The organism is Citrobacter freundii complex sp. CFNIH2 (assembly GCF_002880615.1).
Taxonomy (GTDB): domain Bacteria; phylum Pseudomonadota; class Gammaproteobacteria; order Enterobacterales; family Enterobacteriaceae; genus Citrobacter_A; species Citrobacter_A amalonaticus_F.
Genome location: NZ_CP025758.1, coordinates 23,272 through 49,710, shown reverse-complemented (window position 1 = coordinate 49,710; position 26,439 = coordinate 23,272). Strand labels below are relative to the sequence as shown.

The window sequence follows — 26,439 nt, the reverse complement described above, 5'->3', positions numbered from 1 at the left end:
TCACCTCAGAATTTTTTATTGAACATCTTAGGGTCGAAATCTTCACTGATTTTATTGAAGAACTCTTTATCAATAATGCCGGGACTTTCTTTTTTTTCACTTCCTTGCGGTTCAGGCTCAGGCGGCGTTTGTGTATTGTGCAATACACTTTCCTCTGCACCTTTCTCGCTACCTCCTTTTTGTGTATTGTGCAATACACTATCATCATTGTTCGGCATCCTTTCATGTGTATTGTGCATTCCATTTTTCCGGATTTGCCGCGCTCTATATAGGGACGTATCAAAGCTACGAACGTTCACACCTTCCAGGCCGAAGCGTTCAGAAACTGCCTTATAAATTTCCTCCCTGGAAACTCCCAGTGACAGCATTTCTTCTATTTCCGGCAACATCAACTGAAGTGCCGCCCTGATACTTTTGGGCTTCATAGTACCCTCATTTAGAATGATGTAATTTTGATGTAATTTTGATGTACTTTTGATGTACTTTTGTTGTACTGGCTACCTCATGACCAAAGAATGATGTAATTTTGTTGTACTGTCAACCTTCAAGTGATGTAATTTTGATGTAATTTTGATGTACTTTTGTTGTACTGGTATTCATGCAAGCATGAATACGGAATATTGAACGCTTTTTAGCCAGTTAGTCCTTAACCTACGTAGATCGCCCCTACCAAAAAAGATGATTTTTTATCCCTTAACCTGCTATACACCTAACGCAGCGCGATAAATCACGCTATCATACTGATTTAAAAGATAAAAAAATAAATAGCAACAATATTCGGTAATAATTAGGTATTAAAAACACCCAATAACTCATTGTTTTATAATGAGTTTGCTTTATTACTTTGGTAATACTAAGATTTCAGCTTGTTAGATCCCAATTTTTTGTTTAAAAAATGCACAATGTGAGGACTGAATGCCAATAATAACCGCAAAAGTATCAGATGAACTTTTGGCCTATATAGACCTGGTTTCAGGAGGTAATCGGTCAGATTATCTGCGGCGCTGCATTGAAGCTGGCCCAGGTGATCGGGAGTCCGGGTTGAAAATAGTTGCCGACCGGCTGAGCGACGTAAATCGCAAACTGGATTATCTTTTTGACCGTGCTTCAGATGCGGATTTTGGCCCACTGCGCGATGAGCTGAAGGCAATAACCGAAACGCTATCTGGCGTAAAATTCCCACCGGCAGGACAGATGATGTTGCATGAATCACTCGCTATTGAAACGCTAATCCTCCTGCGCTCGATAGCAGAACCGGGCAAAACCAAAGCGGCAAAAGCAGAGGTTGAACGTAACGGCTACAAAGTCTGGGAACCAAAAAAGGAGCGCTGAAATGGACGATAGAGAAAGAGGCTTAGCATTTTTATTTGCAATTACTTTGCCTCCAGTGATGGTATGGTTTCTAGTTGCAAAATTTACCTACGGTATTGATCCATCCACGGCTAAATACCTGATTCCGTATCTGGTTAAGAATACTTTTTCGCTATGGCCTTTATGGTCAGCTTTAATTGCTGGCTGGTTTATTGGTGTTGGCGGTCTGATCGCTTTTATCATTTATGATAAATCACGCGTGTTTAAAGGCGAAAGATTCAAAAAGATTTATCGTGGTACAGAGCTTGTTCGCGCCAGAACACTCGCTGATAAAACACGCGAAAGAGGTGTCAACCAGTTAACCGTGGCTAATATCCCCATACCTACATACGCTGAGAACTTGCATTTTTCGATTGCCGGTACAACCGGTACTGGTAAAACCACAATTTTCAATGAACTGTTATTTAAGAGCATCATTAGAGGCGGCAAAAATATTGCTTTAGATCCAAATGGGGGCTTCTTAAAGAATTTCTATCGTCCCGGCGATGTTATTTTAAACGCCTATGATAAACGCACTGAAGGCTGGGTGTTTTTCAATGAAATTCGCCGTTCATATGATTACGAGCGCTTAGTGAACTCTATTGTTCAGGAAAGCCCTGATATGGCTACTGAAGAATGGTTCGGCTATGGCCGTCTTATTTTTAGTGAAGTTTCGAAAAAACTTCACAGCCTATATAGCACAGTAACTATGGAAGAAGTTATTCACTGGGCCTGTAACGTTGACCAGAAAAAATTAAAAGAATTTTTAATGGGGACGCCTGCCGAAGCTATTTTTTCCGGGTCTGAAAAAGCAGTTGGAAGCGCGCGATTTGTTCTCAGTAAGAATCTTGCCCCACATTTGAAAATGCCGGAAGGTAATTTTTCCCTGCGTGACTGGCTTGATGATGGAAAGCCGGGAACCCTGTTTATCACCTGGCAGGAAGAAATGAAAAGGTCACTTAATCCGCTAATTTCCTGCTGGCTGGATTCGATTTTTTCTATCGTGCTGGGTATGGGTGAAAAAGAAAGCCGCATTAATGTATTTATTGACGAGCTGGAATCACTCCAGTTTCTGCCAAACCTCAACGATGCACTGACCAAAGGGCGTAAAAGCGGTCTGTGTGTTTATGCTGGCTATCAAACCTATTCTCAGCTGGTTAAGGTTTATGGTCGGGATATGGCTCAGACAATTCTGGCTAACATGCGTTCTAACATCGTGCTGGGCGGCAGCCGTCTCGGTGATGAAACGTTGGATCAAATGTCGCGCTCACTCGGTGAGATAGAAGGCGAAGTTGAGCGTAAAGAATCCGATCCTCAGAAGCCCTGGATTGTCCGTAAACGCCGCGACGTTAAAGTTGTTCGTGCCGTAACGCCTACCGAAATATCAATGTTGCCAAACCTCACCGGCTATCTGGCGTTGCCTGGTGATATGCCCGTCGCTAAGTTCAAGGCTAAACACGTTAAATACCATCGCAAAAACCCTGTTCCTGGCATTGAACTGAGGGAGATCTGATGCTTGATATAACCACGATTACCCGCCAGAACGTCACTAGCGTTGTGGGCTACTACTCTGATGCAAAGGATGATTACTACAGTAAGGATTCATCATTCACGTCCTGGCAGGGAACCGGAGCTGAAGCCCTCGGCTTATCCGGGGACGTTGAATCAGCCCGGTTTAAAGAGCTGCTTGTCGGAGAGATAGATACCTTCACGCATATGCAGCGACACGTGGGTGATGCCAAAAAAGAGCGTCTGGGCTACGACCTGACGTTTTCAGCGCCTAAAGGGGTATCCATGCAGGCGCTGATACACGGCGATAAAACCATTATCGAGGCTCATGAAAAAGCTGTTGCCGCTGCTGTGCGTGAAGCTGAAAAACTCGCGCAGGCCCGGACGACTCGCCAGGGGAAATCAGTAACCCAGAATACCAATAACCTTGTCGTCGCTACTTTTCGCCACGAAACGTCCAGGGCGCTAGATCCTGATTTGCACACCCACGCTTTTGTCATGAACATGACCCAGCGCGAGGACGGCCAGTGGCGCGCGCTCAAAAATGATGAGCTGATGCGTAACAAAATGCACCTGGGCGATGTTTACAAACAGGAGCTGGCGCTGGAGTTGACCAAAGCCGGTTATGAGCTGCGTTACAACAGCAAAAATAACACGTTCGATATGGCCCATTTTTCAGACGAACAGATTCGCGCTTTTTCCCGCCGGTCGGAGCAAATTGAAAAGGGACTCGCTGCAATGGGCCTGACGCGGGAAACCGCCGATGCTCAGACGAAAAGCCGCGTCTCGATGGCGACGCGTGAAAAGAAAACAGAGCATTCCCGTGAAGAAATTCACCAGGAATGGGCCAGCCGCGCCAAAACGCTAGGCATTGATTTTGATAACCGTGAATGGCAGGGACACGGTAAACCTCTGGAGGCTGATATTGCGCGCAACATGGCCCCGGATTTTACCAGCCCTGAGGTTAAAGCTGACCGGGCTATCCAGTTTGCAGTTAAGTCGCTGTCAGAGCGCGATGCCAGCTTTGAACGCCAGAAGCTGATTCAGATCGCTAATAAGCAGGTGCTGGGCCATGCCACAATGGCCGATGTTGAAAAAGCGTACCTGAAGGCGGTACAGAAGGGCGCCATCATCGAGGGCGAAGCCCGGTATCAATCAACGCTGAAGGTCGGTGCTTCAGTTATGGCCGAAACTCTGACGCGCAAAGAGTGGATCGACTCGCTGACGAATAGCGGGATGCGTGCGGATAAAGCCCGTTTTGCGGTAGATGATGGTATTAAAAACGGCAGGCTTAAAAAGACCAGCCACCGCGTCACTACCGTGGAGGGTATTCGCCTTGAGCGTTCCATTCTGACTATCGAATCACGCGGCCGGGGGCAGATGCCGCGACAGCTGACCGCAGAGATTGCAGGCCAGCTGCTCGCCGGGAAAACCCTCAAGAATGAGCAGATGCGCGCAGTTACAGAAATTGTGACGAGCAAAGATCGTTTTGTGGCCGCACATGGTTACGCCGGTACCGGTAAAAGCTATATGACGATGGCCGCTAAAGAGCTGCTGGAGTCACAAGGGCTGAAGGTCACGGCGCTGGCCCCCTATGGGACACAGAAAAAAGCGCTTGAAGATGATGGATTACCGGCCCGCACCGTTGCCGCCTTCCTCAAAGCGAAGGATAAAAAGCTGGATGAAAAATCAGTCGTATTCATTGATGAAGCCGGGGTTATACCCGCCCGGCAGATGAAACAGCTGATGGAGGTGATCGAGAAGCATAACGCTCGCGCGGTATTCCTGGGGGATACGTCACAGACGAAAGCGGTAGAAGCCGGTAAGCCTTTTGAGCAGCTGATTAAAGCAGGTATGCAGACCAGCTACATGAAAGACATTCAGCGACAGAAGAATGAAGTTTTGCTTGAGGCGGTTAAGTATGCCGCTGAAGGTAATGCCGCGCGCGCCCTGAAAAATATCACCGGCGTGAACGAACTGAAGGAAGAAGCGCCCCGACTCGCTCAACTTGCCGATCGCTACCTGTCTCTGTCCTCAGAACAACAGGATGCCACCCTGATAATCTCTGGTACGAACGCCTCACGCAAAACCCTCAATGACTACATCCGGGGCAATCTGGGGCTTGCCGGAACCGGCGAAACGTTCACGCTACTTGACCGCGTGGATTCGACACAGGCGGAACGCCGCGACAGCCGTTATTTCAGTAAAGGGCAAATCATTATCCCCGAACAGGATTACAAAAATGGTATGAAGCGGGGCGAGTCTTACCAGGTTCTTGATACCGGGCCGGGCAACAAATTGACGGTTGAAAGCAGCAGCGGTGAGCAGATCGCTTTCAGCCCGCGTACACACACCAAGCTGTCTGTATACCAGGCAGTCAGCGCCGAACTGGCGCCGGGCGATAAGGTCATGGTAACGCGTAACGATAAAACGCTGGACGTTGCCAACGGCGACCGCTTCACGGTGAAAACCGTGGAGGGTGAAAAACTGACGCTTGAGGACAAAAAAGGGCGCACGGTTGAGCTGGACAAAAAACAGGCTTCTTATCTTTCCTATGCTTATGCAACCACCGTCCACAAATCCCAGGGGCTTACCTGTGATCGCGTGTTGTTCAACATAGATACCAAATCGCTTACCACTTCTAAGGACGTTTTTTATGTTGGTATTTCGCGTGCGCGTCATGAGGTGGAAATTTTTACCGACGATAAAAAATCTTTGGCATCGAGCGTGAGCCGCGACAGCCCGAAAACCACGGCCGCAGAAATTGACCGTTTCTTTGGGCTTGAGGCCAGGTTTAAGGATATTGGCCGCGATACCAGTTTAGAAACCCGATCAGCTGAAAAAGGTCTGCCAGAAGCCACGGGGGAAAGCATGGCGTTTAACCAGAAACCCGATGAACATAACATGACAACCGGCACTGATTATCAGCCGGTGAGCAACGCAGAGGACGCCTTTCATCTTAAGCAGAACCCTATGGATGATTCCGTTGGCCTGCGGCGTCATGAAGCACAGCAAAATGATGCAGAACTGGCCCATGATTATGCTGCTGCCGACGATCAGCAGTGGAGCGCGCAGGAGTATGCCGATTACGAGCATTATGCCGAAGCATCAGACTACGACTTTGACAGCAGCATTTACGACGATTACGCCATGCCGCAGACGTCTCAGGCGGAACAGAGCCATACCGGAAAAGAACACACCCATGAGCATGAGCATGAAGAAGGGGGCCATGAAATCTGATGGAGCAGACCGACAAGCGCAAGCAGGATAAACTGAAGTTCGACCGGGTAATTAATCTGGCGCGCAGACTGCCGCAACCGGCGATCCATGACTTACTACGCGCGCTGATACTGCCAATTCAGGCCGATTACTTGCTGGCCGTTGGCACGGAGGGCCAGGACGCGCGCCCGGACATGAACGAGCGCGAGTTCTTCTTCACAAAAATCATCTGGGCGATGGATTACACGCACATGAAATCACTCAGGCTTGCAGCTGAAGATTTTCCCCTGGCGCTTGCGACGGCCAAGATCCTGCCGTGGCCGTGGGGTGAATCAAGCTACCGGAGTGCTTTAGCCGATATAGGGGTTCGAGGTTCAATCGTGTAAAAAACCACGTTAAGGCAATAATTCATTGTTTGAATTGAAATTTAATGGCCTCAACTCTCCCTTCAGAATATTTTCCGGCAGCGTGAACGTATAATGTCCCAGCATGTTGATATGACCGTACATCAGTGGCGACAGGCGTGAGATATGCTCGTCTTCCGGGATCTCACCAGCGCTGCGCAAATGTGATAGCGCTTCCTGCATATAAAGCGTGTTCCACAATACAACTGCGTTAGTGACAAGCCCCAGCGCACCCAGTTGATCCTCCTGCCCCTCACGGTAACGTTTTCTAATCTCACCACGTTGGCCGTAACAGATCGCCCTTGCCACGGCGTGACGGCCTTCTCCCCGGTTAAGCTGAGTCAGTATCCTGCGACGATATTCTTCATCATCAATGTAGTTGAGGAGGTACAGCGTCTTGTTGACCCGTCCCACCTCCATAATCGCCTGCGCCAGCCCTGACGGACGGGAACTTTTTAAAAGCGAGCCCACAAGTTCTGAGGCGTGGACTGGGCACTGTTGCAAATAGTCGGTGGTGATAAACTTATCATCCCCTTTTGCTGATGGAGCTGCACATGAACCCATTCAAAGGCCGGCATTTTCAGCGTGACATCATTCTGTGGGCCGTACGCTGGTACTGCAAATACGGCATCAGTTACCGTGAGCTGCAGGAGATGCTGGCTGAACGCGGAGTGAATGTCGATCACTCCACGATTTACCGCTGGGTTCAGCGTTATGCGCCTGAAATGGAAAAACGGCTGCGCTGGTACTGGCGTAACCCTTCCGATCTTTGCCCGTGGCACATGGATGAAACCTACGTGAAGGTCAATGGCCGCTGGGCGTATCTGTACCGGGCCGTCGACAGCCGGGGCCGCACTGTCGATTTTTATCTCTCCTCCCGTCGTAACAGCAAAGCTGCATACCGGTTTCTGGGTAAAATCCTCAACAACGTGAAGAAGTGGCAGATCCCGCGATTCATCAACACGGATAAAGCGCCCGCCTATGGTCGCGCGCTTGCTCTGCTCAAACGCGAAGGCCGGTGCCCGTCTGACGTTGAACACCGACAGATTAAGTACCGGAACAACGTGATTGAATGCGATCATGGCAAACTGAAACGGATAATCGGCGCCACGCTGGGATTTAAATCCATGAAGACGGCTTACGCCACCATCAAAGGTATTGAGGTGATGCGTGCACTACGCAAAGGCCAGGCCTCAGCATTTTATTATGGTGATCCCCTGGGCGAAATGCGCCTGGTAAGCAGAGTTTTTGAAATGTAAGGCCTTTGAATAAGACAAAAGGCTGCCTCATCGCTAACTTTGCAACAGTGCCCTTTTGCCTAAGGTGGTTGCGATGAGGGCCGAGGGACGCAGCTATCGCTGGATCGCACGCGAGCTCGGTATCAGCAAGAATACCGTCGCTGACATCGTGCAACGACACAGAGCTAACGCTTAGGGTGTCATTTCGCCCTCAGCCGGAACCGACCCCAAGTAGTTCGCCAGTTAATAGTTTGCGCAACGTTGTTGCCATTGCTGCAGGCATCGTGGTGTCACGCTCGTCGTTTGGTATGGCTTCATTCAGCTCCGGTTCCCAACGATCAAGGCGAGTTACATGATCCCCCATGTTGTGCAAAAAAGCGGTTAGCTCCTTCGGTCCTCCGATCGTTGTCAGAAGTAAGTTGGCCGCAGTGTTATCACTCATGGTTATGGCAGCACTGCATAATTCTCTTACTGTCATGCCATCCGTAAGATGCTTTTCTGTGACTGGTGAGTACTCAACCAAGTCATTCTGAGAATAGTGTATGCGGCGACCGAGTTGCTCTTGCCCGGCGTCAACACGGGATAATACCGCGCCACATAGCAGAACTTTAAAAGTGCTCATCATTGGAAAACGTTCTTCGGGGCGAAAACTCTCAAGGATCTTACCGCTGTTGAGATCCAGTTCGATGTAACCCACTCGTGCACCCAACTGATCTTCAGCATCTTTTACTTTCACCAGCGTTTCTGGGTGAGCAAAAACAGGAAGGCAAAATGCCGCAAAAAAGGGAATAAGGGCGACACGGAAATGTTGAATACTCATACTCTTCCTTTTTCAATATTATTGAAGCATTTATCAGGGTTATTGTCTCATGAGCGGATACATATTTGAATGTATTTAGAAAAATAAACAAATAGGGGTTCCGCGCACATTTCCCCGAAAAGTGCCACCTGACGTCTAAGAAACCATTATTATCATGACATTAACCTATAAAAATAGGCGTATCACGAGGCCCTTTCGTCTTCAAGAATTTTATAAACCGTGGAGCGGGCAATACTGAGCTGATGAGCAATTTCCGTTGCACCAGTGCCCTTCTGATGAAGCGTCAGCACGACGTTCCTGTCCACGGTACGCCTGCGGCCAAATTTGATTCCTTTCAGCTTTGCTTCCTGTCGGCCCTCATTCGTGCGCTCTAGGATCCTCCGGCGTTCAGCCTGTGCCACAGCCGACAGGATGGTGACCACCATTTGCCCCATATCACCGTCGGTACTGATCCCGTCGTCAATAAACCGAACCGCTACACCCTGAGCATCAAACTCTTTTCATGATATATCTCCCAATTTGTGTAGGGCTTATTATGCACGCTTAAAAATAATAAAAGCAGACTTGACCTGATAGTTTGGCTGTGAGCAATTATGTGCTTAGTGCATCTAACGTTCAAGGTGAGCGGACTCGCGCGGCTTTATGCGCGAGGTCCGCTCGAGCGCAGGGTTATGCATCTGCTCTCGATGACGCCACATATCATTTGTTACCCATCAACACGGGTAATTCCACGAGAATATCCTCTCGTGCTTTAGACCCGCCGGGAATATCGGACTTTTCCTTTCCTATTTCCAATCGGGCGAAAACAACTTGCCGTCCGTTTTTTTCAGCCCAGCCCACGAACCAGCCCTGCGGACGACTTTCATTTATCTTGCCGTTATTGTCCCGAAGCCAGCCGCTGCCGCTTTTTCCATGTACAGCCCATCCTTCGGCTGCCTGGTACTGCGGGATTGTGGCATACGCCATGTCATAAGCCGCTTCGGATACAGGCAGCTTATGCGCGACAAAGCGTAGAAGAAACTGAATTTGCTCCTTGGGAGATATGGTGAGCGACGACATCAGCCATGACTGGGTCAAGCCGTTATGCTTCCCCGAGTCACCGGAAACATCTTGATTACCGTACTCAAATTTCTTTACGTATTCCGTGAACCGATCAACTCCCAGACGGCTTGTTAATTGCTGCGAGAACCAGACAACAGAGTCGCTTTGCCATAGCGCCGGATAGACTTGTTTGTATGTGCGATCTCTCGGAGACGGGTTGTATTCCGGCTTCAATTCCCACGTAGGTGATTTTGGCGACTGCAAGATTCCACTATCAAACCCCATGATTGCCAATGGAAGTTTAAAAGACGAGCACGGAGACACACGACGGGCACATTCTCCGGTCTCATATAAGGTATTTCCGGTAATGGCGTCTGCGATGATGGTGCATTTAAGCGTTTCAACCTCATCAGAAGCCACGGAACTGATTGGGAGAGTGGCGGAAACGAACACCAACATATGCAGCAGCAAAATTTTTTTCATCAAGGTATCCTTCATTGCTCCGCTGTGCGCTTAATAGGTGCATAACTTTGTTTTAGACATTATTTGCCGACTACCTTGGTGATCTCGCCTTTCACGTAGTGAACAAATTCTTCCAACTGATCTGCGCGCGAGGCCAAGCGATCTTCTTGTCCAAGATAAGCCTGCCTAGCTTCAAGTATGACGGGCTGATACTGGGCCGGCAGGCGCTCCATTGCCCAGTCGGCAGCGACATCCTTCGGCGCGATTTTGCCGGTTACTGCGCTGTACCAAATGCGGGACAACGTAAGCACTACATTTCGCTCATCGCCAGCCCAGTCGGGCGGCGAGTTCCATAGCGTTAAGGTTTCATTTAGCGCCTCAAATAGATCCTGTTCAGGAACCGGATCAAAGAGTTCCTCCGCCGCTGGACCTACCAAGGCAACGCTATGTTCTCTTGCTTTTGTCAGCAAGATAGCCAGATCAATGTCGATCGTGGCTGGCTCGAAGATACCTGCAAGAATGTCATTGCGCTGCCATTCTCCAAATTGCAGTTCGCGCTTAGCTGGATAACGCCACGGAATGATGTCGTCGTGCACAACAATGGTGACTTCTACAGCGCGGAGAATCTCGCTCTCTCCAGGGGAAGCCGAAGTTTCCAAAAGGTCGTTGATCAAAGCTCGCCGCGTTGTTTCATCAAGCCTTACGGTCACCGTAACCAGCAAATCAATATCACTGTGTGGCTTCAGGCCGCCATCCACTGCGGAGCCGTACAAATGTACGGCCAGCAACGTCGGTTCGAGATGGCGCTCGATGACGCCAACTACCTCTGATAGTTGAGTCGATACTTCGGCGATCACCGCTTCCCTCATGATGTTTAACGTTTGACATGAGGGGCGGCCAAGGGCGCCAGCCCTTGGACGTCCCCCTCGATGGAAGGGTTAGGCAACACTGCGTGTTCGCTCGAATGCCTGGCGTGTTTGAACCATGTACACGGCTGGACCATCTGGGGTGGTTACGGTACCTTGCCTCTCAAACCCCGCTTTCTCGTAGCATCGGATCGCTCGCAAGTTGCTCGGCGACGGGTCCGTTTGGATCTTGGTGACCTCGGGATCATTGAACAGCAACTCAACCAGAGCTCGAACCAGCTTGGTTCCCAAGCCTTTGCCCAGTTGTGATGCATTCGCCAGTGACTGGTCTATTCCGCGTACTCCTGGATCGGTTTCTTCTTCCCACCATCCGTCCCCGCTTCCAAGAGCAACGTACGACTGGGCATACCCAATCGGCTCTCCATTCAGCATTGCAATGTATGGAGTGACGGACTCTTGCGCTAAAACGCTTGGCAAGTACTGTTCCTGTACGTCAGCAAGTGTCGGGCGTGCTTCTTCTCCGCCCCACCACTCGACGATATGAGATCGATTTAGCCACTCATAGAGCATCGCAAGGTCATGCTCAGTCATGAGGCGCAGTGTGACGGAATCGTTGCTGTTGGTCACGATGCTGTACTTTGTGATGCCTAACTTTGTTTGGAAATGTTGAATACTCATACTCTTCCTTTTTCAATATTATTGAAGCATTTATCAGGGTTATTGTCTCATGAGCGGATACATATTTGAATGTATTTAGAAAAATAAACAAATAGGGGTTCCGCGCACATTTCCCCGAAAAGTGCCACCTGACGTCTAAGAAACCATTATTATCATGACATTAACCTATAAAAATAGGCGTATCACGAGGCCCTTTCGTCTTCAAGAATTTTATAAACCGTGGAGCGGGCAATACTGAGCTGATGAGCAATTTCCGTTGCACCAGTGCCCTTCTGATGAAGCGTCAGCACGACGTTCCTGTCCACGGTACGCCTGCGGCCAAATTTGATTCCTTTCAGCTTTGCTTCCTGTCGGCCCTCATTCGTGCGCTCTAGGATCCTCCGGCGTTCAGCCTGTGCCACAGCCGACAGGATGGTGACCACCATTTGCCCCATATCACCGTCGGTACTGATCCCGTCGTCAATAAACCGAACCGCTACACCCTGAGCATCAAACTCTTTTATCAGTTGGATCATGTCGGCGGTGTCGCGGCCAAGACGGTCGAGCTTCTTCACCAGAATGACATCACCTTCCTCCACCTTCATCCTCAGCAAATCCAGCCCTTCCCGATCTGTTGAACTGCCGGATGCCTTGTCGGTAAAGATGCGGTTAGCTTTTACCCCTGCATCTTTGAGCGCTCTGATCTGAATATCGAGGGACTGCTGGCTGGTTGAGACCCGCGCATAACCAAAAATTCGCATAAAAATGTACCTTAAATCGAATATCAGACACGATGTGTCTATTATGCCAAAATGACGATTTAATGGACACTCAAACGAAGCCGTTTTACTATGTCTGATAATTTATAACATTTCGTACGGTTGGAAAAATGTTACTAAATGCCCGTCAGGCAGGGAGGCCGATATGCCCGTTGACTTTCTGACCACTGAGCAGACTGAAAGCTATGGCAGATTCACCGGTGAACCGGATGAGCTTCAGCTGGCACGATATTTTCACCTTGATGAAGCAGACAAGGAATTTATCGGAAAAAGCAGAGGTGATCACAACCGTCTGGGCATTGCCCTGCAAATTGGATGTGTCCGTTTTCTGGGCACCTTCCTCACCGATATGAATCATATTCCTTCCGGCGTCCGGCATTTTACCGCCAGACAGCTCGGGATTCGTGATATCACCGTTCTTGCAGAATACGGTCAGAGGGAAAATACCCGCCGTGAGCATGCAGCGCTGATACGTCAGCACTATCAGTATCGTGAATTTGCCTGGCCCTGGACATTTCGCCTTACCCGTCTTTTATATACCCGGAGCTGGATAAGCAACGAACGTCCTGGCCTGCTTTTCGATCTGGCGACAGGGTGGCTTATGCAACATCGTATTATTCTCCCCGGAGCCACTACGCTGACCCGGTTGATTTCAGAGGTAAGGGAAAAGGCGACGTTGCGCCTGTGGAACAAACTGGCACTGATACCGTCAGCCGAACAGCGTTCACAGCTGGAGATGCTGCTGGGGCCAACTGATTGCAGCCGCCTGTCTTTACTGGAATCACTGAAAAAGGGCCCTGTGACCATCAGTGGTCCGGCGTTTAATGAAGCAATTGAACGCTGGAAAACTCTGAACGATTTTGGCCTGCATGCTGAAAACCTGAGTACACTCCCGGCTGTGCGCCTGAAAAATCTCGCACGTTATGCTGGTATGACTTCGGTGTTCAATATTGCCAGGATGTCACCGCAGAAAAGGATGGCGGTTCTGGTTGCCTTTGTCCTTGCATGGGAAACGCTGGCGCTGGATGATGCATTGGACGTTCTGGGGTTCTAAGCGGGAATCCCAGAAAATTCCGTCATTCCGTATGATGAAAATTCAGTCGACTCCTCGCTTGACGTGACGAGCGCCAAAAGCCTGCCGCATCTGCCTGGCGCGCTCGAGCTCATCGCCATGCAAATACATCGACGTCGTGGCGATCGACGCATGGCGTAGGTTGTCGCGCACCGCGGTGAGCTGAGCTCCCCGGGCCAACGCATGGCTGGCATGACTGTGACGCATCCAATGAGGCGTGGCACGGCGCAGCTTTTCGGCGGCGACCGGATGATCGGCCTCAATGGCCTCAGCGGCTTGCGTAAAGAATCTTCGCAACACGCACCAAAGGTGAGGGCCGGTGATGCCGGCATTACCGTCTTCCCCAAGACTGCCCACCAGGGGCGTTTTCGGATTCCACCGTTCCCGGCTGACTGGCAGTTGACGCTGTGCCAAGTATTGGTCCAGCGCCGTATACGCGAGCGGCGGCAAGGCCACCTTACCTGGTTTGCCACCTTTGCCAACCAAATGCAGCCAGTGGTCACCGTGCTCGTCGAGGCGGACATTACCCAGGACGGCGCCGACCAGTTCGCTAGCGCGCAGGCCCGTGGCATAGCCGAAGTCGAGCATGAAGCGCAGGCGTTGTGCTGCCGGCTCGGACCAGCCGTAGGACCATTCCAGGCCGTCTGCAATGGCGCGCAGCAGTAGCCATTCTCCCTCGGTAAAGCCTCGCGCCGTATCCAGTGCGGGCCGCAAGGCGTGACCGCGTACCTTGACGCCGGCGAAAGGGTTGGCCAGCACATAGCGCTGCTCGATGAGCCACCGGAACAGCGCCGAGAGCACCGTCAGCGCATACGCTGCCGAGCGTGCGGACAAGCCGCCCGAGAAGGGGCGCCATTCCACCGAATCGCGTGGTCGAGGTGGCCCCACCCAACGCTCGCGCGGGGTCGGGTGCCGGACAAAGGCCCGGTACGCGATTGCATCGTCCGTGGTCAGGGATGATAGCGCCCGTCCGCGTTCGACGATGGCCCACAGGATTAGCCGCGCAGCCTCCTTGCGATAGGCGCGCTGTGTGGCGACAGTCTCGTGCAGCGCCAGCCAGGCCTGCACGGCCTCGTAGTCGTTGGTCGCATTCAGCGTGCAAGCGTTGCGCGGGGCCCGGAAATTGCCCTGCGAGCCGTCGACTTCGTTCGGCAGACGCAACTGCTCCCACGGCACGATGCCGCTGGGCTGAATAATCGGGATCAGGGCCCGGGCGCGCTCGGTGAGCTGCGGATGTGCGGCAAAGAAAGCCTCGACCTGCCGGGCGCCTGTCATGCCGAGTCCCTCGATGGCTTTCCACCAGCCACGCCGGCGGGGAATGCGCACGGTCAGCGCCGAGAGGGTGTGGATACCGTACGCCTGCAGTGCCCTGACGGTCCTCGGAGACAGCCACTGGTCGATGCTGTCGCTGATCTGGGGCTTCGGCGCCGGCAGCGTGGGCAAGAGCCGGATCGCGCGTTCGACGGCACCCGCGCGCCCCTGTCGCTCTTCGGGGGCGTGCTGGAACACGTCGGCCAGATCCGGCCGGTGGCGGCTGTTGGCGAAAACGATGAGCTGGCGGCGGATATGCCCCAGCATCCCTCGCGCTGATTGACCGGCGGCCTTGCGTGCCGCCAGGTAGTGTTCAACGGCCGCGCGAGAGCTGAGTCCCGCGTACCAGCCGCGCAAGGCAGCCAGCGAATCCGCATCGGGAAAGCCGACTGGGGTAGAACTCGAAGCCGTAGTCTGGCCCGTTTTCATATGGACAGGTTGCGATTCGAAAAGCGAGTAACGCGATAATAACGATTATTTCAGTAGAATCGAAAATGCCCCATGTTTCTACGAAACCTCAAGATAGCAAGAACGGGCCATGAGCAAGAAGAACAAGCTACTCAGCGTCCTATCCGACGCCGAACAGGAGGCCTTGTATGGCCTGCCGGAGTTCGATGATGCGCAGCAGCTGGAATATCTGGCTGTGACAGAAACCGAGTTGGCGCTTGCCAACAGCCGGCCCAGTCTTCATGCCAAGGTCTATTGCCTCTTGCAGATCGGCTACTTCAAGGCCAAGCATGCCTTCTTCAGTTTCGACTGGGACGAAGTCGAGGACGATTGCGCTTTCGTGCTGAGCCGCTATTTCCACGGCGAGGTGTTCGAACCCAAGGCGATCACCAAGCATGAACGCTACACCCAGCGCGAGCAGATCGCCAAACTATTCGGCTACTGGCCGTGGTCGGCCGCCTTCCTGCCGCAGCTCGAGCAGCAGGCCGCACGGACCGTGCGGCGTGACGTAACGCCGGGGTTCGTCGCCGCCGAGCTGATCGTCTGGCTCAATGAGCACAAGATTATCCGGCCCGGCTATACGACCTTGCAAGAGTTGGTCAGCGAAACGCTATCCGCCGAGCGCCGGCGCCTGGGCAATCTGCTGGAGCAAGCGTTGGACGAATCTGCCAAGGCCGCGCTGAGCCAGCTTCTGGTCCGTGATGACACCCTGTCGCAACTGGCGGCGCTCAAGCAGGACGCCAAGAATTTCGGCTGGCGCCAGATGGTCCGCGAGCGCGAAAAGCGCGCCACGCTGGAGCCGCTGCACGCAATCGCCAAGACACTGCTGCCTAAACTCGACGTCTCGCAGCAGAACCTGCTGTACTACGCGAGCCTGGCAAACTTCTACACCGTCCACGACCTGCGCAATCTGAAGGCCGATCAGACCCAACTCTACCTGCTGTGCTATGCCTGGGTACGCTACCGGCAGCTCTCCGACAACCTGGTCGATGCGATGGCGTACCACATGAAGCAGTTGGAGGACGAAAGCAGCGCTGGTGCCAAACAATCCTTTGCCGACGAGCAGGTGCGCCGTCAGCAGGAAACGCCGCGGGTAGGCCGCCTGCTGTCACTCTACGTTGATGATAGCGTGGCCGATCCCACGCCCTTCGGCGAGGTGCGGCAGCGCGCCTACAAGATCATGCCTCGCGATACGCTGCAAACCACGGCGCAGCGTATGAGCGTGAAGCCGGCGAGCAAGCTGGCCTTGCAGTGGCAGGCGGTGGACGGGCTGGCCGACCGCATGCGCCGCCATCTTCGTCCACTGTACGTTGCGCTCGACCTCTCCGGCTCCAATCCAGACAGTCCATGGCTTGCCGCGCTGGCCTGGGCCAAAGGTGTTTTTGCCAAGCAGCAGCGGCTGTCGCAACGGCCACTCGACGAGTGGCCCGCGGCGACACTTCCGAAACGCTTGCGGCCGTACCTGCTGACCTTCGACGCCGACGGTAAACCAACCGGCCTGCACGCTGACCGCTACGAGTTCTGGCTGTACCGCCAGATCAGGAAGCGTCTCCAATCGGGTGAACTCTACCTCGACGACAGCCTGCAACACCGGCACTTCTCAGATGAACTGGTTGAGATGGACAGGAAGATCGATGTGCTCGCAAAAATGGAGATCCCCTTCCTGCAGCAACCCGTCCATGCCCAACTCGATGCGCTGACTGCCGAACTGCGCACGCAGTGGCTGGCGTTCAACCGCGAGCTGAAACAGGGCAAGCTGACGCACCTCGAATACAACAAGGACACGCAGAAACTGACCTGGCGCAAGCCCAAGAGCGAGAATGAGAAAGCGCGCGAAAAGGCATTCTACGAGAAGCTTCCGTTCTGCGACGTGGCCGACGTGTTTCGCTTCGTCAACGACGAGTGCAAGTTTCTGTCGGCGTTCACGCCCATGCAGCCGCGCTACGCGAAGAAGGTCGCCGACGCTGACAGCCTGATGGCGGTCATCATCGCGCAAGCGATGAACCACGGCAACCACGTCATGGCGCGCACCAGCGACATCCCGTACCACGTGCTGGATAGCGGCTACCAGCAGTACCTGCGCCAGGCAACGCTGCACGCGGCCAACGACTGCATCAGCAACGCCATCGCCACGCTACCGATCTTCCCATACTACTCGTTCGACCTCGAAACGCTGTACGGTGCCGTCGACGGGCAGAAATTCAGCGTCGAACGGCCGACCGTGAAGGCGCGCTATTCGCGCAAGTACTTCGGGCGCGGCAAGGGCGTGGTCGCCTACACGCTGCTGTGCAACCACATCCCGCTCAACGGCTACCTGATCGGCGCGCACGACTACGAGGCCCACCACGTGTTCGACATCTGGTATCGCAACACGTCGGACATCATGCCGACCGCGATCACCGGCGACATGCACAGCGTCAACAAGGCCAACTTCGCCATCCTGCATTGGTTTGGCCGGCGGTTCGAGCCGCGCTTCACCGACCTCAACGCGCAATTGAAAGAACTCTACTGCGCTGACGATCCAGCACAGTATCAGGCGTGCCTGATTCGGCCAGTCGGGAAAATCGACTGCGATCTCATCCATCGCGAGAAGCCGAACATCGACCGGATCGTCGCCACACTCGGGCTGAAGGAAATGACGCAGGGCACGCTGATCCGCAAGCTGTGCACCTACACCACGACGAACCCGACGCGGCGCGCGATCTTCGAGTTCGACAAGCTCATCCGCAGCATCTACACGCTTCGCTACCTGCGCGATCCGCAACTGGAACGCAACGTGCACCGCTCGCAAAATCGCCTCGAGTCCTACCATCAGCTACGCTCGGCCATTGCCCAGGTCGGCGGTAAGAAGGAACTGACCGGTCGCACCGACATTGAAATCGAGATCAGCAACCAGTGCGCACGGCTGATCGCCAACACGATCATTTTCTACAACTCGGCAATCTTGTCGCGGCTGGTGACCAAGTACGAGGCGGCCGGCAACAGCAAGGCGCTGGCACTCATCACAAAAATTTCGCCTGCGGCATGGCGGCACATCCTGCTCAACGGGCACTACACCTTTCAAAGCAGCGGCAAGACGATCGATCTCGATGCGATCGTCGCAGGCCTGGAACTGGAGTGACGGAATTTTCAGCGGTTCCGTGTTAGCAGCAGTGTAAAACTGACCCACCCCAGCGAAGTAAAACTGATCCACCTGGGCTAGTTTGGCGGCCTTTTCGAGGCCGTCGATGTTGACCCAGGAGCAAACCGTGGAAATCAGAGTTCTTGCCCGACAGGGCCACTCCATCCGGCACATCGCCCGCACGTTGGGGGTCTCGCGCAATACCGTGCGCCGCTACCTCCGCGATCCGTCGGTAGCGCGATACCAGCCCCGTGAACCACGCCCCACCAAACTGGGGCCATTTGAATCTTATCTGCGGCAACGGGTCGAGCAGGCCCACCCCATCTGGCTGCCTGCCACCGTCCTGAATCGGGAAATCCGCGCTCAAGGGTATGGCGGCGGTCTCTCGTTATTGCGCGCCTTCCTCGCCACGCTCAAGCCCGCCCGCCGCGAAGCAGGTCCGGCCGTCCGTTTCGAGACCGAGCCCGGACGGCAGTTGCAGGCTGATTTCGTGGTCTTGCGCCGGGCCAGATCCCCCATGTCGGCCTTCGTCGCCACGCTGGGATACAGCCGCATGACGTTTGTCACCTTCGTACCGGACGAATCCTTCGAGTCCGTGCGGGACTCCCTGTTGCTGGCTTTTGACTATCTGGGCGGTGTGCCCCGCGAGGTGTTGTTCGACAACATGAAGACCGTGGTGCTGGAACGCGATGCCTACGGTGACGGCAAGCACCGTTTTCACCCCGGCTTGCTTCAACTGGCCGATGACCTGGGGTTCCGGATCCGGCTGTGTCGCCCGTATCGGGCCCAGACCAAAGGCAAGGTCGAGCGCTTCAATCGCTACTTCCGCGAGAGCTTCTACAACCCGTTGCTGACCCGGATGAAGGGCACGGGGCTGCTGCTCGATTGTGCTGCTGCCAACCGACGCGTCCGTGACTGGTTGGCAGACGAGGCGAATGTGCGGGTCCACGCCACCCTGAACGAGCGCCCCATCGACCGTTGGCGGCAGGAGCGGGAACACCTGCAACCCTTGCCATCCCGTGTGCGGCGCGACGAGGCCCCCCTGCTGGATAACAGTCTCCGCCCGGTACCACTGGAATCTCTCCAGCACCCACTGTCTGTCTATGACGCAATTGGGGAGGCCTGCCGATGAACCTCCAGCATGAGCGGATCGACGCCCTGTGCCAGCAACTCAAACTCGAACGGGTGGCAACGCATTACCCCGTCCTGGCGCAGCAGGCGGTGCGCGAGGACTTCAGCTTCACCGACTTCCTGGAACACCTGTTGCGGCATGAAGCGGGGTGTCGCCAGCAGCGCAGCCGCGAACTGCTGACGCGGATGGCTTGCTTCCCGGGCATCAAGACCCTGGAGGACTATGACTTCAGCTTCAACCCCGGCGTGCCCAAGGCACTGGTGCAGGAGCTGGGCAGTCTGGCGTTTGTCGAACGGGCCGAGAACGTGGTGCTGATCGGACCCTCTGGCATCGGCAAGACCCACCTCGCCATCGCCTTGGGTTACAAGGCCGCGCAAGCCGGGGTCAAGACACGCTTCATCACGGCAGCCGACCTGATGCTGCAACTGAGCACGGCGCAGCGACAAGGGCGGCTGAAGGAATACTTCAACCGCGCCATCCTCGGTCCACGGCTGCTGGTGATCGATGAGATCGGCTACCTGCCTTTCGGACGCGAGGAAGCGAACCTGTTCTTTCAGGTGGTGGCGAAGCGCTATGAGAAAGGGGCGATGATCCTGACCTCGAACCTGCCGTTCAGCCAGTGGGCCGACGCGTTTGCCGGCGATACCACCCTGACAGCCGCGATGCTGGATCGGCTGCTGCACCATGCCCATATCCTGACCCTGAGCGGCGAAAGCTACCGCTTGAAGGACAAGAGGAAGGCGGGAGTGGTCAGGAAAAATTCCAAACCCGAATGATCCAGGTGGGTCAGTATTACTTTGGTGATTCAGGGGTAAAGTGGGTCAGTTTTCAGTTGGTGTTGACACCGGCGTACCCTCGGTGCTATCTTCGCGCCCCAATAGTCGGGGCTTGGCCAGGACTTCCTGAGGCCGTCCGTAACGTGGATGCCGAGGTCAGGCGAGGTGGCCGACCCATGAACGCCGACCTGATTCGTTTTTCAATAGCGCTGGACGTTGTGGTGCCAGGGACTTACCAACCCGATGTGTGCCCATCCGGGGCAGTTACAGCCGTTACAGCCTCTGGAGAGGGAGCGGCTTGCCGCTCGGTGATAATCCCAGCTGTAGCGGCCTGATTACATCCGGCCGCTACACCTAGCTCCACCTTCAAACAAGGAATATCGTTGATGTCACTGTATCGCCGTCTAGTTCTGCTGTCTTGTCTCTCATGGCCGCTGGCTGGCTTTTCTGCCACCGCGCTGACCAACCTCGTCGCGGAACCATTCGCTAAACTCGAACAGGACTTTGGCGGCTCCATCGGTGTGTACGCGATGGATACCGGCTCAGGCGCAACTGTAAGTTACCGCGCTGAGGAGCGCTTCCCACTGTGCAGCTCATTCAAGGGCTTTCTTGCTGCCGCTGTGCTGGCTCGCAGCCAGCAGCAGGCCGGCTTGCTGGACACACCCATCCGTTACGGCAAAAATGCGCTGGTTCCGTGGTCACCCATCTCGGAAAAATATCTGACAACAGGCATGACGGTGGCGGAGCTGTCCGCGGCCGCCGTGCAATACAGTGATAACGCCGCCGCCAATTTGTTGCTGAAGGAGTTGGGCGGCCCGGCCGGGCTGACGGCCTTCATGCGCTCTATCGGCGATACCACGTTCCGTCTGGACCGCTGGGAGCTGGAGCTGAACTCCGCCATCCCAGGCGATGCGCGCGATACCTCATCGCCGCGCGCCGTGACGGAAAGCTTACAAAAACTGACACTGGGCTCTGCACTGGCTGCGCCGCAGCGGCAGCAGTTTGTTGATTGGCTAAAGGGAAACACGACCGGCAACCACCGCATCCGCGCGGCGGTGCCGGCAGACTGGGCAGTCGGAGACAAAACCGGAACCTGCGGAGTGTATGGCACGGCAAATGACTATGCCGTCGTCTGGCCCACTGGGCGCGCACCTATTGTGTTGGCCGTCTACACCCGGGCGCCTAACAAGGATGACAAGTACAGCGAGGCCGTCATCGCCGCTGCGGCTAGACTCGCGCTCGAGGGATTGGGCGTCAACGGGCAGTAAGGCTCTGAAAATCATCTATTGGCCCACCACCGCCGCCCTTGCGGGCGGCATGGATTACCAACCACTGTCACATTTAGGCTAGGAGTCTGCGCGGCAGAGCCGTGTGACCGGTTTTCTGTAGAGCACTGACGATGGCGGCGGCGCTCTCTGCAATTGGCAAGGCGTCGGCGCCAAGGATACCAATCTTGCGGCGCGCGGCGTGTTATGACGACTGGGGTGCATTTGAGCCGCCCCATTTAACCTTCGCCCTCACAGATACGCCATTCGCCTCAGATTTAGCGCCATGCAGACGAGCTTCCACTCGGCTTGCACCTTGTCCAGGCCCCTCATGCTGAACTGACGCAATCCCATCACCGCCTTGATCCAACCATTCGGAGCCTCCACGATCGACTTGCGCCGGCGGTAAGCTGCATCGCCTTGCTCCGTTTTCAATTTCGCCGCAATCGCCGCCGTATGCGGATGGGTCTTGGCATTGACCTTGGCATCTTCACGTCCCTCGCGGCCGAGGGCAACGATGACATCGCCGTGGTGATCGGCGACCTTTGCCAGAACAGCCTCACTACGGAATCCCGCATCCGCCAGCGTCTGGGCCGGCATTTCTCCGGTGTTGGCCTGAACTGCTGCCAGCATGCCCAGCAGCGCCTGACTGTCCGCGGCGCAGTTGGTCAACTCCGCCGCCACGATGATCTGGTGCTCGGCATCGACCGCTGTGTACCCGTTGTAGCTCTGCTCGGAGCCACCACCGGCGTGTTTCATGATCCGGCTGTCCGGATCGGTGAAGCTTTCCTGATCACGGTCATCCGGCACACCAAACTCGCGTTTGTACGAGCCACCGCCCTTGTCCGAGCCATCCGGATGGCGAGGCCGGCGGCCATCGTCTTCGCTGCGCCCCCGGGCCTGGTCCGCTTCACGCTGGCGCGCTTCCAGGCGCGCCTTTGCCGCCTGGATCGCCTCCAGGCGCTTCTCGCGGCGAGAAATCTCGGCAGGAATGTCCAGCTCCGGCTCGTTACGCTCCTGGTCGTCGGTAGCCTTGGCGCGATCAAGCAGCGCCTTGATCTCGCAATGCAATTCGTCCTCGGCCGGCTTCATGCGCTTATAGCTCATCGCCTTGTGGCGGCTGGCGTTGGCTTTTACCTTGGTGCCGTCGACCGCGATCGTGCCAAGCTTCACCAGCCCACATTCGCGCGCCAGTTGCACCACCTGAACGAACAAATTCTCAAGCTCGGTCAGGTGTAGGGCACGGAAGTCACTCAGCGTGCGGTGGGCCGGGAAGTTTCCAGCGGCCAGCACACGCAACGCGACATCCTCGTACAGCTTCCTGGCTAGTTTGCGCGAAGAGAAGACGCCGCTCGCGTAACCATAGATCAGCACTTTGACCATCATCGCCGGATGAAACGGCTGATTGCCCGGACCACCGCCGGCATACCGGGCGTGGAATGCGCTCAAGTCCAGCGTATCGACAGTCTCGCTGATGAAGTAGGCAAGATGCCCTTCAGGTAGCCACTCTCCCAGAGAAGGGGGCAGCAGATAGGATTGGTCGGGTCGGTAAGGAAGGTAACTGGCAGCCATCCCCGTATCGTCCTCGATCTTCCGCCGATTTGGCTTCTGCCGCGCAGGCTCCTAGGCCACCGTAGCTAAACATACGAGAAAAACCGCTTCTTGAGCGCTCTCTGAGACCACCTTGCCGACAACGCAGAAACGGTTGCGGAAAAATCGGCGTTTCCGGCGTACGCCACCCGACCTGGACGAACTATTGCGGACCTGGAACTGGAGTAGCGGAATTCCCCGGGGTTTCAGCGTCGCGCCACAGCGCCTCAGATAGATGCGGTAGCCTTTGGCGGGTCGTCATGCCGCGGACCACCCCCCCAAAAAATTCCACAATGCGGAATGGCGGAATTTTCTGGGGTTCCCGCTTACCCCCCCGTTCTGGACGCCATGCTGGCCGTTATCATCCGTGACGCCAGAAAGATTGGGCAGAAAAAACGGCTCCGCTCGCTGAAGGATCTGGATAAATCTGCATTGGCGCTCGCCAGCGCATGTTCGTACCTGCTGAAAGAAGAAACACCGGACGAATCGATTCGTGCTGAGGTGTTCAGCTACATCCCAAGGCAAAAGCTGGCTGAAATCATCACGCTTGTCCGTGAAATTGCCCGGCCCTCAGACGATAATTTTCATGAAGAAATGGTGGAGCAGTACGGGCGCGTTCGTCGTTTCCTGCCCCATCTGCTGAATACCGTTAAATTTTCATCCGCACCTGCCGGGGTTACCACTCTGAATGCCTGTGACTACCTCAGCCGGGAGTTCAGCTCACGGCGGCAGTTTTTTGACGACGCACCAACGGAAATTATCAGTCGGTCATGGAAACGGCTGGTGATTAACAAGGAAAAACATATCACCCGCAGGGGATACACGCTCTGCTTTCTCAGTAAACTGCAGGATAGTCTGAGGCGGAGGGATGTCTACGTTACCGGCAGTAACCGGTGGGGAGATCCTCGTGCAAGATTACTACAGGGTGCTGACTGGCAGGCAAACCGGATTAAGGTTTATCGTTCTTTGGGGCACCCGACAGACCCGCAGGAAGCAATAAAATCTCTGGGTCATCAGCTTGATAGTCGTTACAGACAGGTTGCTGCACGTCTTTGCGAAAATGAGGCTGTCGAACTCGATGTTTCTGGCCCGAAGCCCCGGTTGACAATTTCTCCCCTCGCCAGTCTTGATGAGCCGGACAGTCTGAAACGACTGAGCAAAATGATCAGTGATCTACTCCCTCCGGTGGATTTAACGGAGTTGCTGCTCGAAATTAACGCCCATACCGGATTTGCTGATGAGTTTTTCCATGCCAGTGAAGCCAGTGCCAGAGTTGATGATCTGCCCGTCAGCATCAGCGCCGTGCTGATGGCTGAAGCCTGCAATATCGGTCTGGAACCACTGATCAGATCAAATGTTCCTGCACTGACCCGACACCGGCTGAACTGGACAAAAGCGAACTATCTGCGGGCTGAAACTATCACCAGCGCTAATGCCAGACTGGTTGATTTTCAGGCAACGCTGCCACTGGCACAGATATGGGGTGGAGGAGAAGTGGCATCTGCAGATGGAATGCGCTTTGTTACGCCAGTCAGAACAATCAATGCCGGACCGAACCGCAAATACTTTGGTAATAACAGAGGGATCACCTGGTACAACTTTGTGTCCGATCAGTATTCCGGCTTTCATGGCATCGTTATACCGGGGACGCTGAGGGACTCTATCTTTGTGCTGGAAGGTCTTCTGGAACAGGAGACCGGGCTGAATCCAACCGAAATTATGACCGATACAGCAGGTGCCAGCGAACTTGTCTTTGGCCTTTTCTGGCTGCTGGGATACCAGTTTTCTCCACGCCTGGCTGATGCCGGTGCTTCGGTTTTCTGGCGAATGGACCATGATGCCGACTATGGCGTGCTGAATGATATTGCCAGAGGGCAATCAGATCCCCGAAAAATAGTCCTTCAGTGGGACGAAATGATCCGGACCGCTGGCTCCCTGAAGCTGGGCAAAGTACAGGTTTCAGTGCTGGTCCGTTCATTGCTGAAAAGTGAACGTCCTTCCGGACTGACTCAGGCAATCATTGAAGTGGGGCGCATCAACAAAACGCTGTATCTGCTTAATTATATTGATGATGAAGATTACCGCCGGCGCATTCTGACCCAGCTTAATCGGGGAGAAAGTCGCCATGCCGTTGCCAGAGCCATCTGTCACGGTCAAAAAGGTGAGATAAGAAAACGATATACCGACGGTCAGGAAGATCAACTGGGCACACTGGGGCTGGTCACTAACGCCGTCGTGTTATGGAACACTATTTATATGCAGGCAGCCCTGGATCATCTCCGGGCGCAGGGTGAAACACTGAATGATGAAGATATCGCACGCCTCTCCCCGCTTTGCCACGGACATATCAATATGCTCGGCCATTATTCCTTCACGCTGGCAGAACTGGTGACCAAAGGACATCTGAGACCATTAAAAGAGGCGTCAGAGGCAGAAAACGTTGCTTAACGTGAGTTTTCGTTCCACTGAGCGTCAGACCCCTTATCCGTTTCAGTTTGCCATGATCGCATTCAATCACGTTGTTCCGGTACTTAATCTGTCGGTGTTCAACGTCAGACGGGCACCGGCCTTCGCGTTTGAGCAGAGCAAGCGCGCGACCATAGGCGGGCGCTTTATCCGTGTTGATGAATCGCGGGATCTGCCACTTCTTCACGTTGTTGAGGATTTTACCCAGAAACCGGTATGCAGCTTTGCTGTTACGACGGGAGGAGAGATAAAAATCGACAGTGCGGCCCCGGCTGTCGACGGCCCGGTACAGATACGCCCAGCGGCCATTGACCTTCACGTAGGTTTCATCCATGTGCCACGGGCAAAGATCGGAAGGGTTACGCCAGTACCAGCGCAGCCGTTTTTCCATTTCAGGCGCATAACGCTGAACCCAGCGGTAAATCGTGGAGTGATCGACATTCACTCCGCGTTCAGCCAGCATCTCCTGCAGCTCACGGTAACTGATGCCGTATTTGCAGTACCAGCGTACGGCCCACAGAATGATGTCACGCTGAAAATGCCGGCCTTTGAATGGGTTCATGTGCAGCTCCATCAGCAAAAGGGGATGATAAGTTTATCACCACCGACTATTTGCAACAGTGCCGTCCAGCGGATATCAGCGCTGAAAGATGATGGCTGAGCGTGGAGGCAGGAATCTCAAGGTGCTTCTGCAGTTCGCCAACCGGCAGGCCTTCATGACCCGCCCTGACCAGCTCCCGGTATATGCTGAGACGTGTCGGGTGGCCCAGTTCTCGAAGTGCGTTTGCAGCAGTGTTTAAATCCATAATACCTCCTTTATCTATATTTCCAGAATAATAGAAATATAGCCTGCGTCAATCGTTTCTGCCGTGAGGGTACCGCTTTCCCAATCATGCTCTGTCCGCCAGGTTATG

The 26,439-nt window shown here is 54.4% G+C and carries 16 protein-coding genes and 8 pseudogenes; 12 read left to right on the top strand and 12 right to left on the bottom strand.

Features of this window, described 5'->3' with window-relative positions; genetic code table 11:
* Positions 1-5 precede the first annotated feature (5 nt).
* Positions 6-425 carry a plasmid stabilization protein StbA gene (gene stbA, locus WM46_RS26735; RefSeq protein WP_001749974.1) on the bottom strand — a complete coding sequence of 140 codons (420 nt, stop codon included), beginning with the start codon at positions 423-425 and terminating at the stop codon, positions 6-8.
* Positions 426-915: 490 nt separating this feature from the next.
* Here stbA and WM46_RS26160 point away from each other — a divergent pair, with 490 nt between their 5' ends.
* Genes WM46_RS26160 through WM46_RS26145 form a run of 4 tightly spaced genes read left to right on the top strand, consistent with a single transcriptional unit; the run spans position 916 to position 6,464 of the window.
* Positions 916-1,332, top strand: coding sequence for a hypothetical protein (locus WM46_RS26160; RefSeq protein WP_001749975.1), 417 nt, complete (start codon positions 916-918; stop codon positions 1,330-1,332).
* A 1-nt stretch (position 1,333) separates the two neighbouring features.
* A complete protein-coding gene (locus WM46_RS26155) occupies positions 1,334-2,863 on the top strand; it encodes a type IV secretion system DNA-binding domain-containing protein (RefSeq protein ID WP_000342688.1) in 1,530 nt (509 codons plus the stop codon).
* Positions 2,863-6,099, top strand: coding sequence for a MobF family relaxase (gene mobF / locus WM46_RS26150; protein WP_012561166.1), 3,237 nt, complete (start codon positions 2,863-2,865; stop codon positions 6,097-6,099). Before WM46_RS26155 ends, mobF begins: the two co-directional genes overlap by 1 nt.
* On the top strand, positions 6,099-6,464 hold the full coding sequence (locus tag WM46_RS26145; protein ID WP_012561167.1) for a DUF6710 family protein: 366 nt from the start codon (positions 6,099-6,101) through the stop codon (positions 6,462-6,464). The genes mobF and WM46_RS26145 overlap by 1 nt, the downstream gene beginning before the upstream one ends.
* A gap of 9 nt (positions 6,465-6,473) precedes the next feature.
* Here WM46_RS26145 and WM46_RS26140 read toward each other — a convergent pair.
* Positions 6,474-6,971, bottom strand: a pseudogene (locus WM46_RS26140) (Tn3 family transposase); the annotation flags it as partial.
* 65 nt (positions 6,972-7,036) lie between these two features.
* Between WM46_RS26140 and WM46_RS26135 the strand changes: the two are divergent.
* Both WM46_RS26135 and WM46_RS26130 read left to right on the top strand, forming a co-directional pair.
* On the top strand, positions 7,037-7,741 hold the full coding sequence (locus tag WM46_RS26135) for an IS6-like element IS26 family transposase (protein ID WP_001067855.1): 705 nt from the start codon (positions 7,037-7,039) through the stop codon (positions 7,739-7,741).
* 52 nt (positions 7,742-7,793) lie between these two features.
* Positions 7,794-7,916: pseudogene (locus WM46_RS26130) on the top strand (helix-turn-helix domain-containing protein); the annotation flags it as partial.
* A 21-nt stretch (positions 7,917-7,937) separates the two neighbouring features.
* On the opposite strand, the pseudogene bla reads toward WM46_RS26130, so the two are convergent.
* The 6 genes and pseudogenes from bla to WM46_RS26100 all read right to left on the bottom strand — a co-directional run.
* Positions 7,938-8,540 (bottom strand): annotated as a pseudogene (gene bla / locus WM46_RS26125) (class A beta-lactamase); the annotation flags it as partial.
* A gap of 182 nt (positions 8,541-8,722) precedes the next feature.
* Positions 8,723-9,040 (bottom strand): annotated as a pseudogene (locus WM46_RS26120) (recombinase family protein); the annotation flags it as partial.
* 199 nt (positions 9,041-9,239) lie between these two features.
* Entirely contained in the window at positions 9,240-10,064 is an 825-nt protein-coding gene (locus WM46_RS26115) for an oxacillin-hydrolyzing class D beta-lactamase OXA-9 (RefSeq protein WP_000722315.1), read from the bottom strand.
* A 59-nt stretch (positions 10,065-10,123) separates the two neighbouring features.
* A complete protein-coding gene (gene aadA1, locus WM46_RS26110) occupies positions 10,124-10,912 on the bottom strand; it encodes an ANT(3'')-Ia family aminoglycoside nucleotidyltransferase AadA1 (RefSeq protein WP_001206315.1) in 789 nt (262 codons plus the stop codon).
* A gap of 69 nt (positions 10,913-10,981) precedes the next feature.
* Positions 10,982-11,536 (bottom strand): aminoglycoside N-acetyltransferase AAC(6')-Ib', encoded by a 555-nt coding sequence (locus tag WM46_RS26105; RefSeq protein WP_014454105.1) that lies wholly within the window; start codon positions 11,534-11,536, stop codon positions 10,982-10,984.
* Positions 11,537-11,769: 233 nt separating this feature from the next.
* Positions 11,770-12,327: a recombinase family protein gene (locus tag WM46_RS26100; protein WP_001217881.1), complete on the bottom strand. Its 558-nt coding sequence runs from the start codon at positions 12,325-12,327 to the stop codon at positions 11,770-11,772.
* A gap of 163 nt (positions 12,328-12,490) precedes the next feature.
* On the opposite strand from WM46_RS26100, the pseudogene WM46_RS26095 reads away from it, so the two are divergent.
* Positions 12,491-13,390 (top strand): annotated as a pseudogene (locus tag WM46_RS26095) (DUF4158 domain-containing protein); the annotation flags it as partial.
* 51 nt (positions 13,391-13,441) lie between these two features.
* Here WM46_RS26095 and tnpR read toward each other — a convergent pair.
* Positions 13,442-15,157, bottom strand: coding sequence for a Tn3-like element Tn4401 family resolvase TnpR (tnpR, locus tag WM46_RS26090; protein ID WP_004152391.1), 1,716 nt, complete (start codon positions 15,155-15,157; stop codon positions 13,442-13,444).
* 109 nt (positions 15,158-15,266) lie between these two features.
* On the opposite strand from tnpR, the gene tnpA reads away from it, so the two are divergent.
* The 4 genes from tnpA (at position 15,267) to WM46_RS26065 (ending at position 21,472) form a co-directional block, all read left to right on the top strand.
* Positions 15,267-18,296, top strand: coding sequence for a Tn3-like element Tn4401 family transposase (tnpA, locus tag WM46_RS26085; RefSeq protein ID WP_004152392.1), 3,030 nt, complete (start codon positions 15,267-15,269; stop codon positions 18,294-18,296).
* A 106-nt stretch (positions 18,297-18,402) separates the two neighbouring features.
* Positions 18,403-19,428: an IS21 family transposase gene (istA, locus tag WM46_RS26080; RefSeq protein ID WP_004199214.1), complete on the top strand. Its 1,026-nt coding sequence runs from the start codon at positions 18,403-18,405 to the stop codon at positions 19,426-19,428.
* Positions 19,425-20,204 carry an IS21-like element ISKpn7 family helper ATPase IstB gene (gene istB, locus WM46_RS26075; RefSeq protein WP_004152394.1) on the top strand — a complete coding sequence of 260 codons (780 nt, stop codon included), beginning with the start codon at positions 19,425-19,427 and terminating at the stop codon, positions 20,202-20,204. Before istA ends, istB begins: the two co-directional genes overlap by 4 nt.
* Positions 20,205-20,590: 386 nt before the next feature.
* Positions 20,591-21,472, top strand: a complete 882-nt coding sequence (locus WM46_RS26065; protein ID WP_004152396.1) for a carbapenem-hydrolyzing class A beta-lactamase KPC-3 — start codon at positions 20,591-20,593, stop codon at positions 21,470-21,472.
* Positions 21,473-21,721: 249 nt separating this feature from the next.
* On the opposite strand, the gene WM46_RS26060 is transcribed toward WM46_RS26065, so the two are convergent.
* Positions 21,722-23,041: an IS1182-like element ISKpn6 family transposase gene (locus WM46_RS26060; protein ID WP_004152397.1), complete on the bottom strand. Its 1,320-nt coding sequence runs from the start codon at positions 23,039-23,041 to the stop codon at positions 21,722-21,724.
* Positions 23,042-23,395: 354 nt separating this feature from the next.
* Here WM46_RS26060 and WM46_RS26055 point away from each other — a divergent pair.
* A pseudogene (locus WM46_RS26055) lies at positions 23,396-25,507 on the top strand (Tn3-like element Tn3 family transposase); the annotation flags it as partial.
* 19 nt (positions 25,508-25,526) lie between these two features.
* On the opposite strand, the pseudogene WM46_RS26050 reads toward WM46_RS26055, so the two are convergent.
* Together WM46_RS26050 and WM46_RS26045 are read right to left on the bottom strand one after the other, a co-directional pair.
* A pseudogene (locus WM46_RS26050) lies at positions 25,527-26,087 on the bottom strand (IS6-like element IS26 family transposase); the annotation flags it as partial.
* 64 nt (positions 26,088-26,151) lie between these two features.
* A pseudogene (locus WM46_RS26045) lies at positions 26,152-26,331 on the bottom strand (ArsR/SmtB family transcription factor); the annotation flags it as partial.
* Positions 26,332-26,439: the final 108 nt, after the last annotated feature.

What these genes read in the sequence shown, in the direction of transcription:
- stbA (WP_001749974.1), bottom strand. Translation starts at nt 425, where the DNA reads ATGAAGCCCAAAAGTATCAGGGCGGCACTTCAGTTGATGTTGCCGGAA.
- WM46_RS26160 (WP_001749975.1), top strand. Translation starts at nt 916, where the DNA reads ATGCCAATAATAACCGCAAAAGTATCAGATGAACTTTTGGCCTATATA.
- WM46_RS26155 (WP_000342688.1), top strand. Translation starts at nt 1,334, where the DNA reads ATGGACGATAGAGAAAGAGGCTTAGCATTTTTATTTGCAATTACTTTG.
- mobF (WP_012561166.1), top strand. Translation starts at nt 2,863, where the DNA reads ATGCTTGATATAACCACGATTACCCGCCAGAACGTCACTAGCGTTGTG.
- WM46_RS26145 (WP_012561167.1), top strand. Translation starts at nt 6,099, where the DNA reads ATGGAGCAGACCGACAAGCGCAAGCAGGATAAACTGAAGTTCGACCGG.
- WM46_RS26135 (WP_001067855.1), top strand. Translation starts at nt 7,037, where the DNA reads ATGAACCCATTCAAAGGCCGGCATTTTCAGCGTGACATCATTCTGTGG.
- WM46_RS26115 (WP_000722315.1), bottom strand. Translation starts at nt 10,064, where the DNA reads ATGAAAAAAATTTTGCTGCTGCATATGTTGGTGTTCGTTTCCGCCACT.
- aadA1 (WP_001206315.1), bottom strand. Translation starts at nt 10,912, where the DNA reads ATGAGGGAAGCGGTGATCGCCGAAGTATCGACTCAACTATCAGAGGTA.
- WM46_RS26100 (WP_001217881.1), bottom strand. Translation starts at nt 12,327, where the DNA reads ATGCGAATTTTTGGTTATGCGCGGGTCTCAACCAGCCAGCAGTCCCTC.
- tnpR (WP_004152391.1), bottom strand. Translation starts at nt 15,157, where the DNA reads ATGAAAACGGGCCAGACTACGGCTTCGAGTTCTACCCCAGTCGGCTTT.
- tnpA (WP_004152392.1), top strand. Translation starts at nt 15,267, where the DNA reads ATGAGCAAGAAGAACAAGCTACTCAGCGTCCTATCCGACGCCGAACAG.
- istA (WP_004199214.1), top strand. Translation starts at nt 18,403, where the DNA reads ATGTTGACCCAGGAGCAAACCGTGGAAATCAGAGTTCTTGCCCGACAG.
- istB (WP_004152394.1), top strand. Translation starts at nt 19,425, where the DNA reads ATGAACCTCCAGCATGAGCGGATCGACGCCCTGTGCCAGCAACTCAAA.
- WM46_RS26065 (WP_004152396.1), top strand. Translation starts at nt 20,591, where the DNA reads ATGTCACTGTATCGCCGTCTAGTTCTGCTGTCTTGTCTCTCATGGCCG.
- WM46_RS26060 (WP_004152397.1), bottom strand. Translation starts at nt 23,041, where the DNA reads ATGGCTGCCAGTTACCTTCCTTACCGACCCGACCAATCCTATCTGCTG.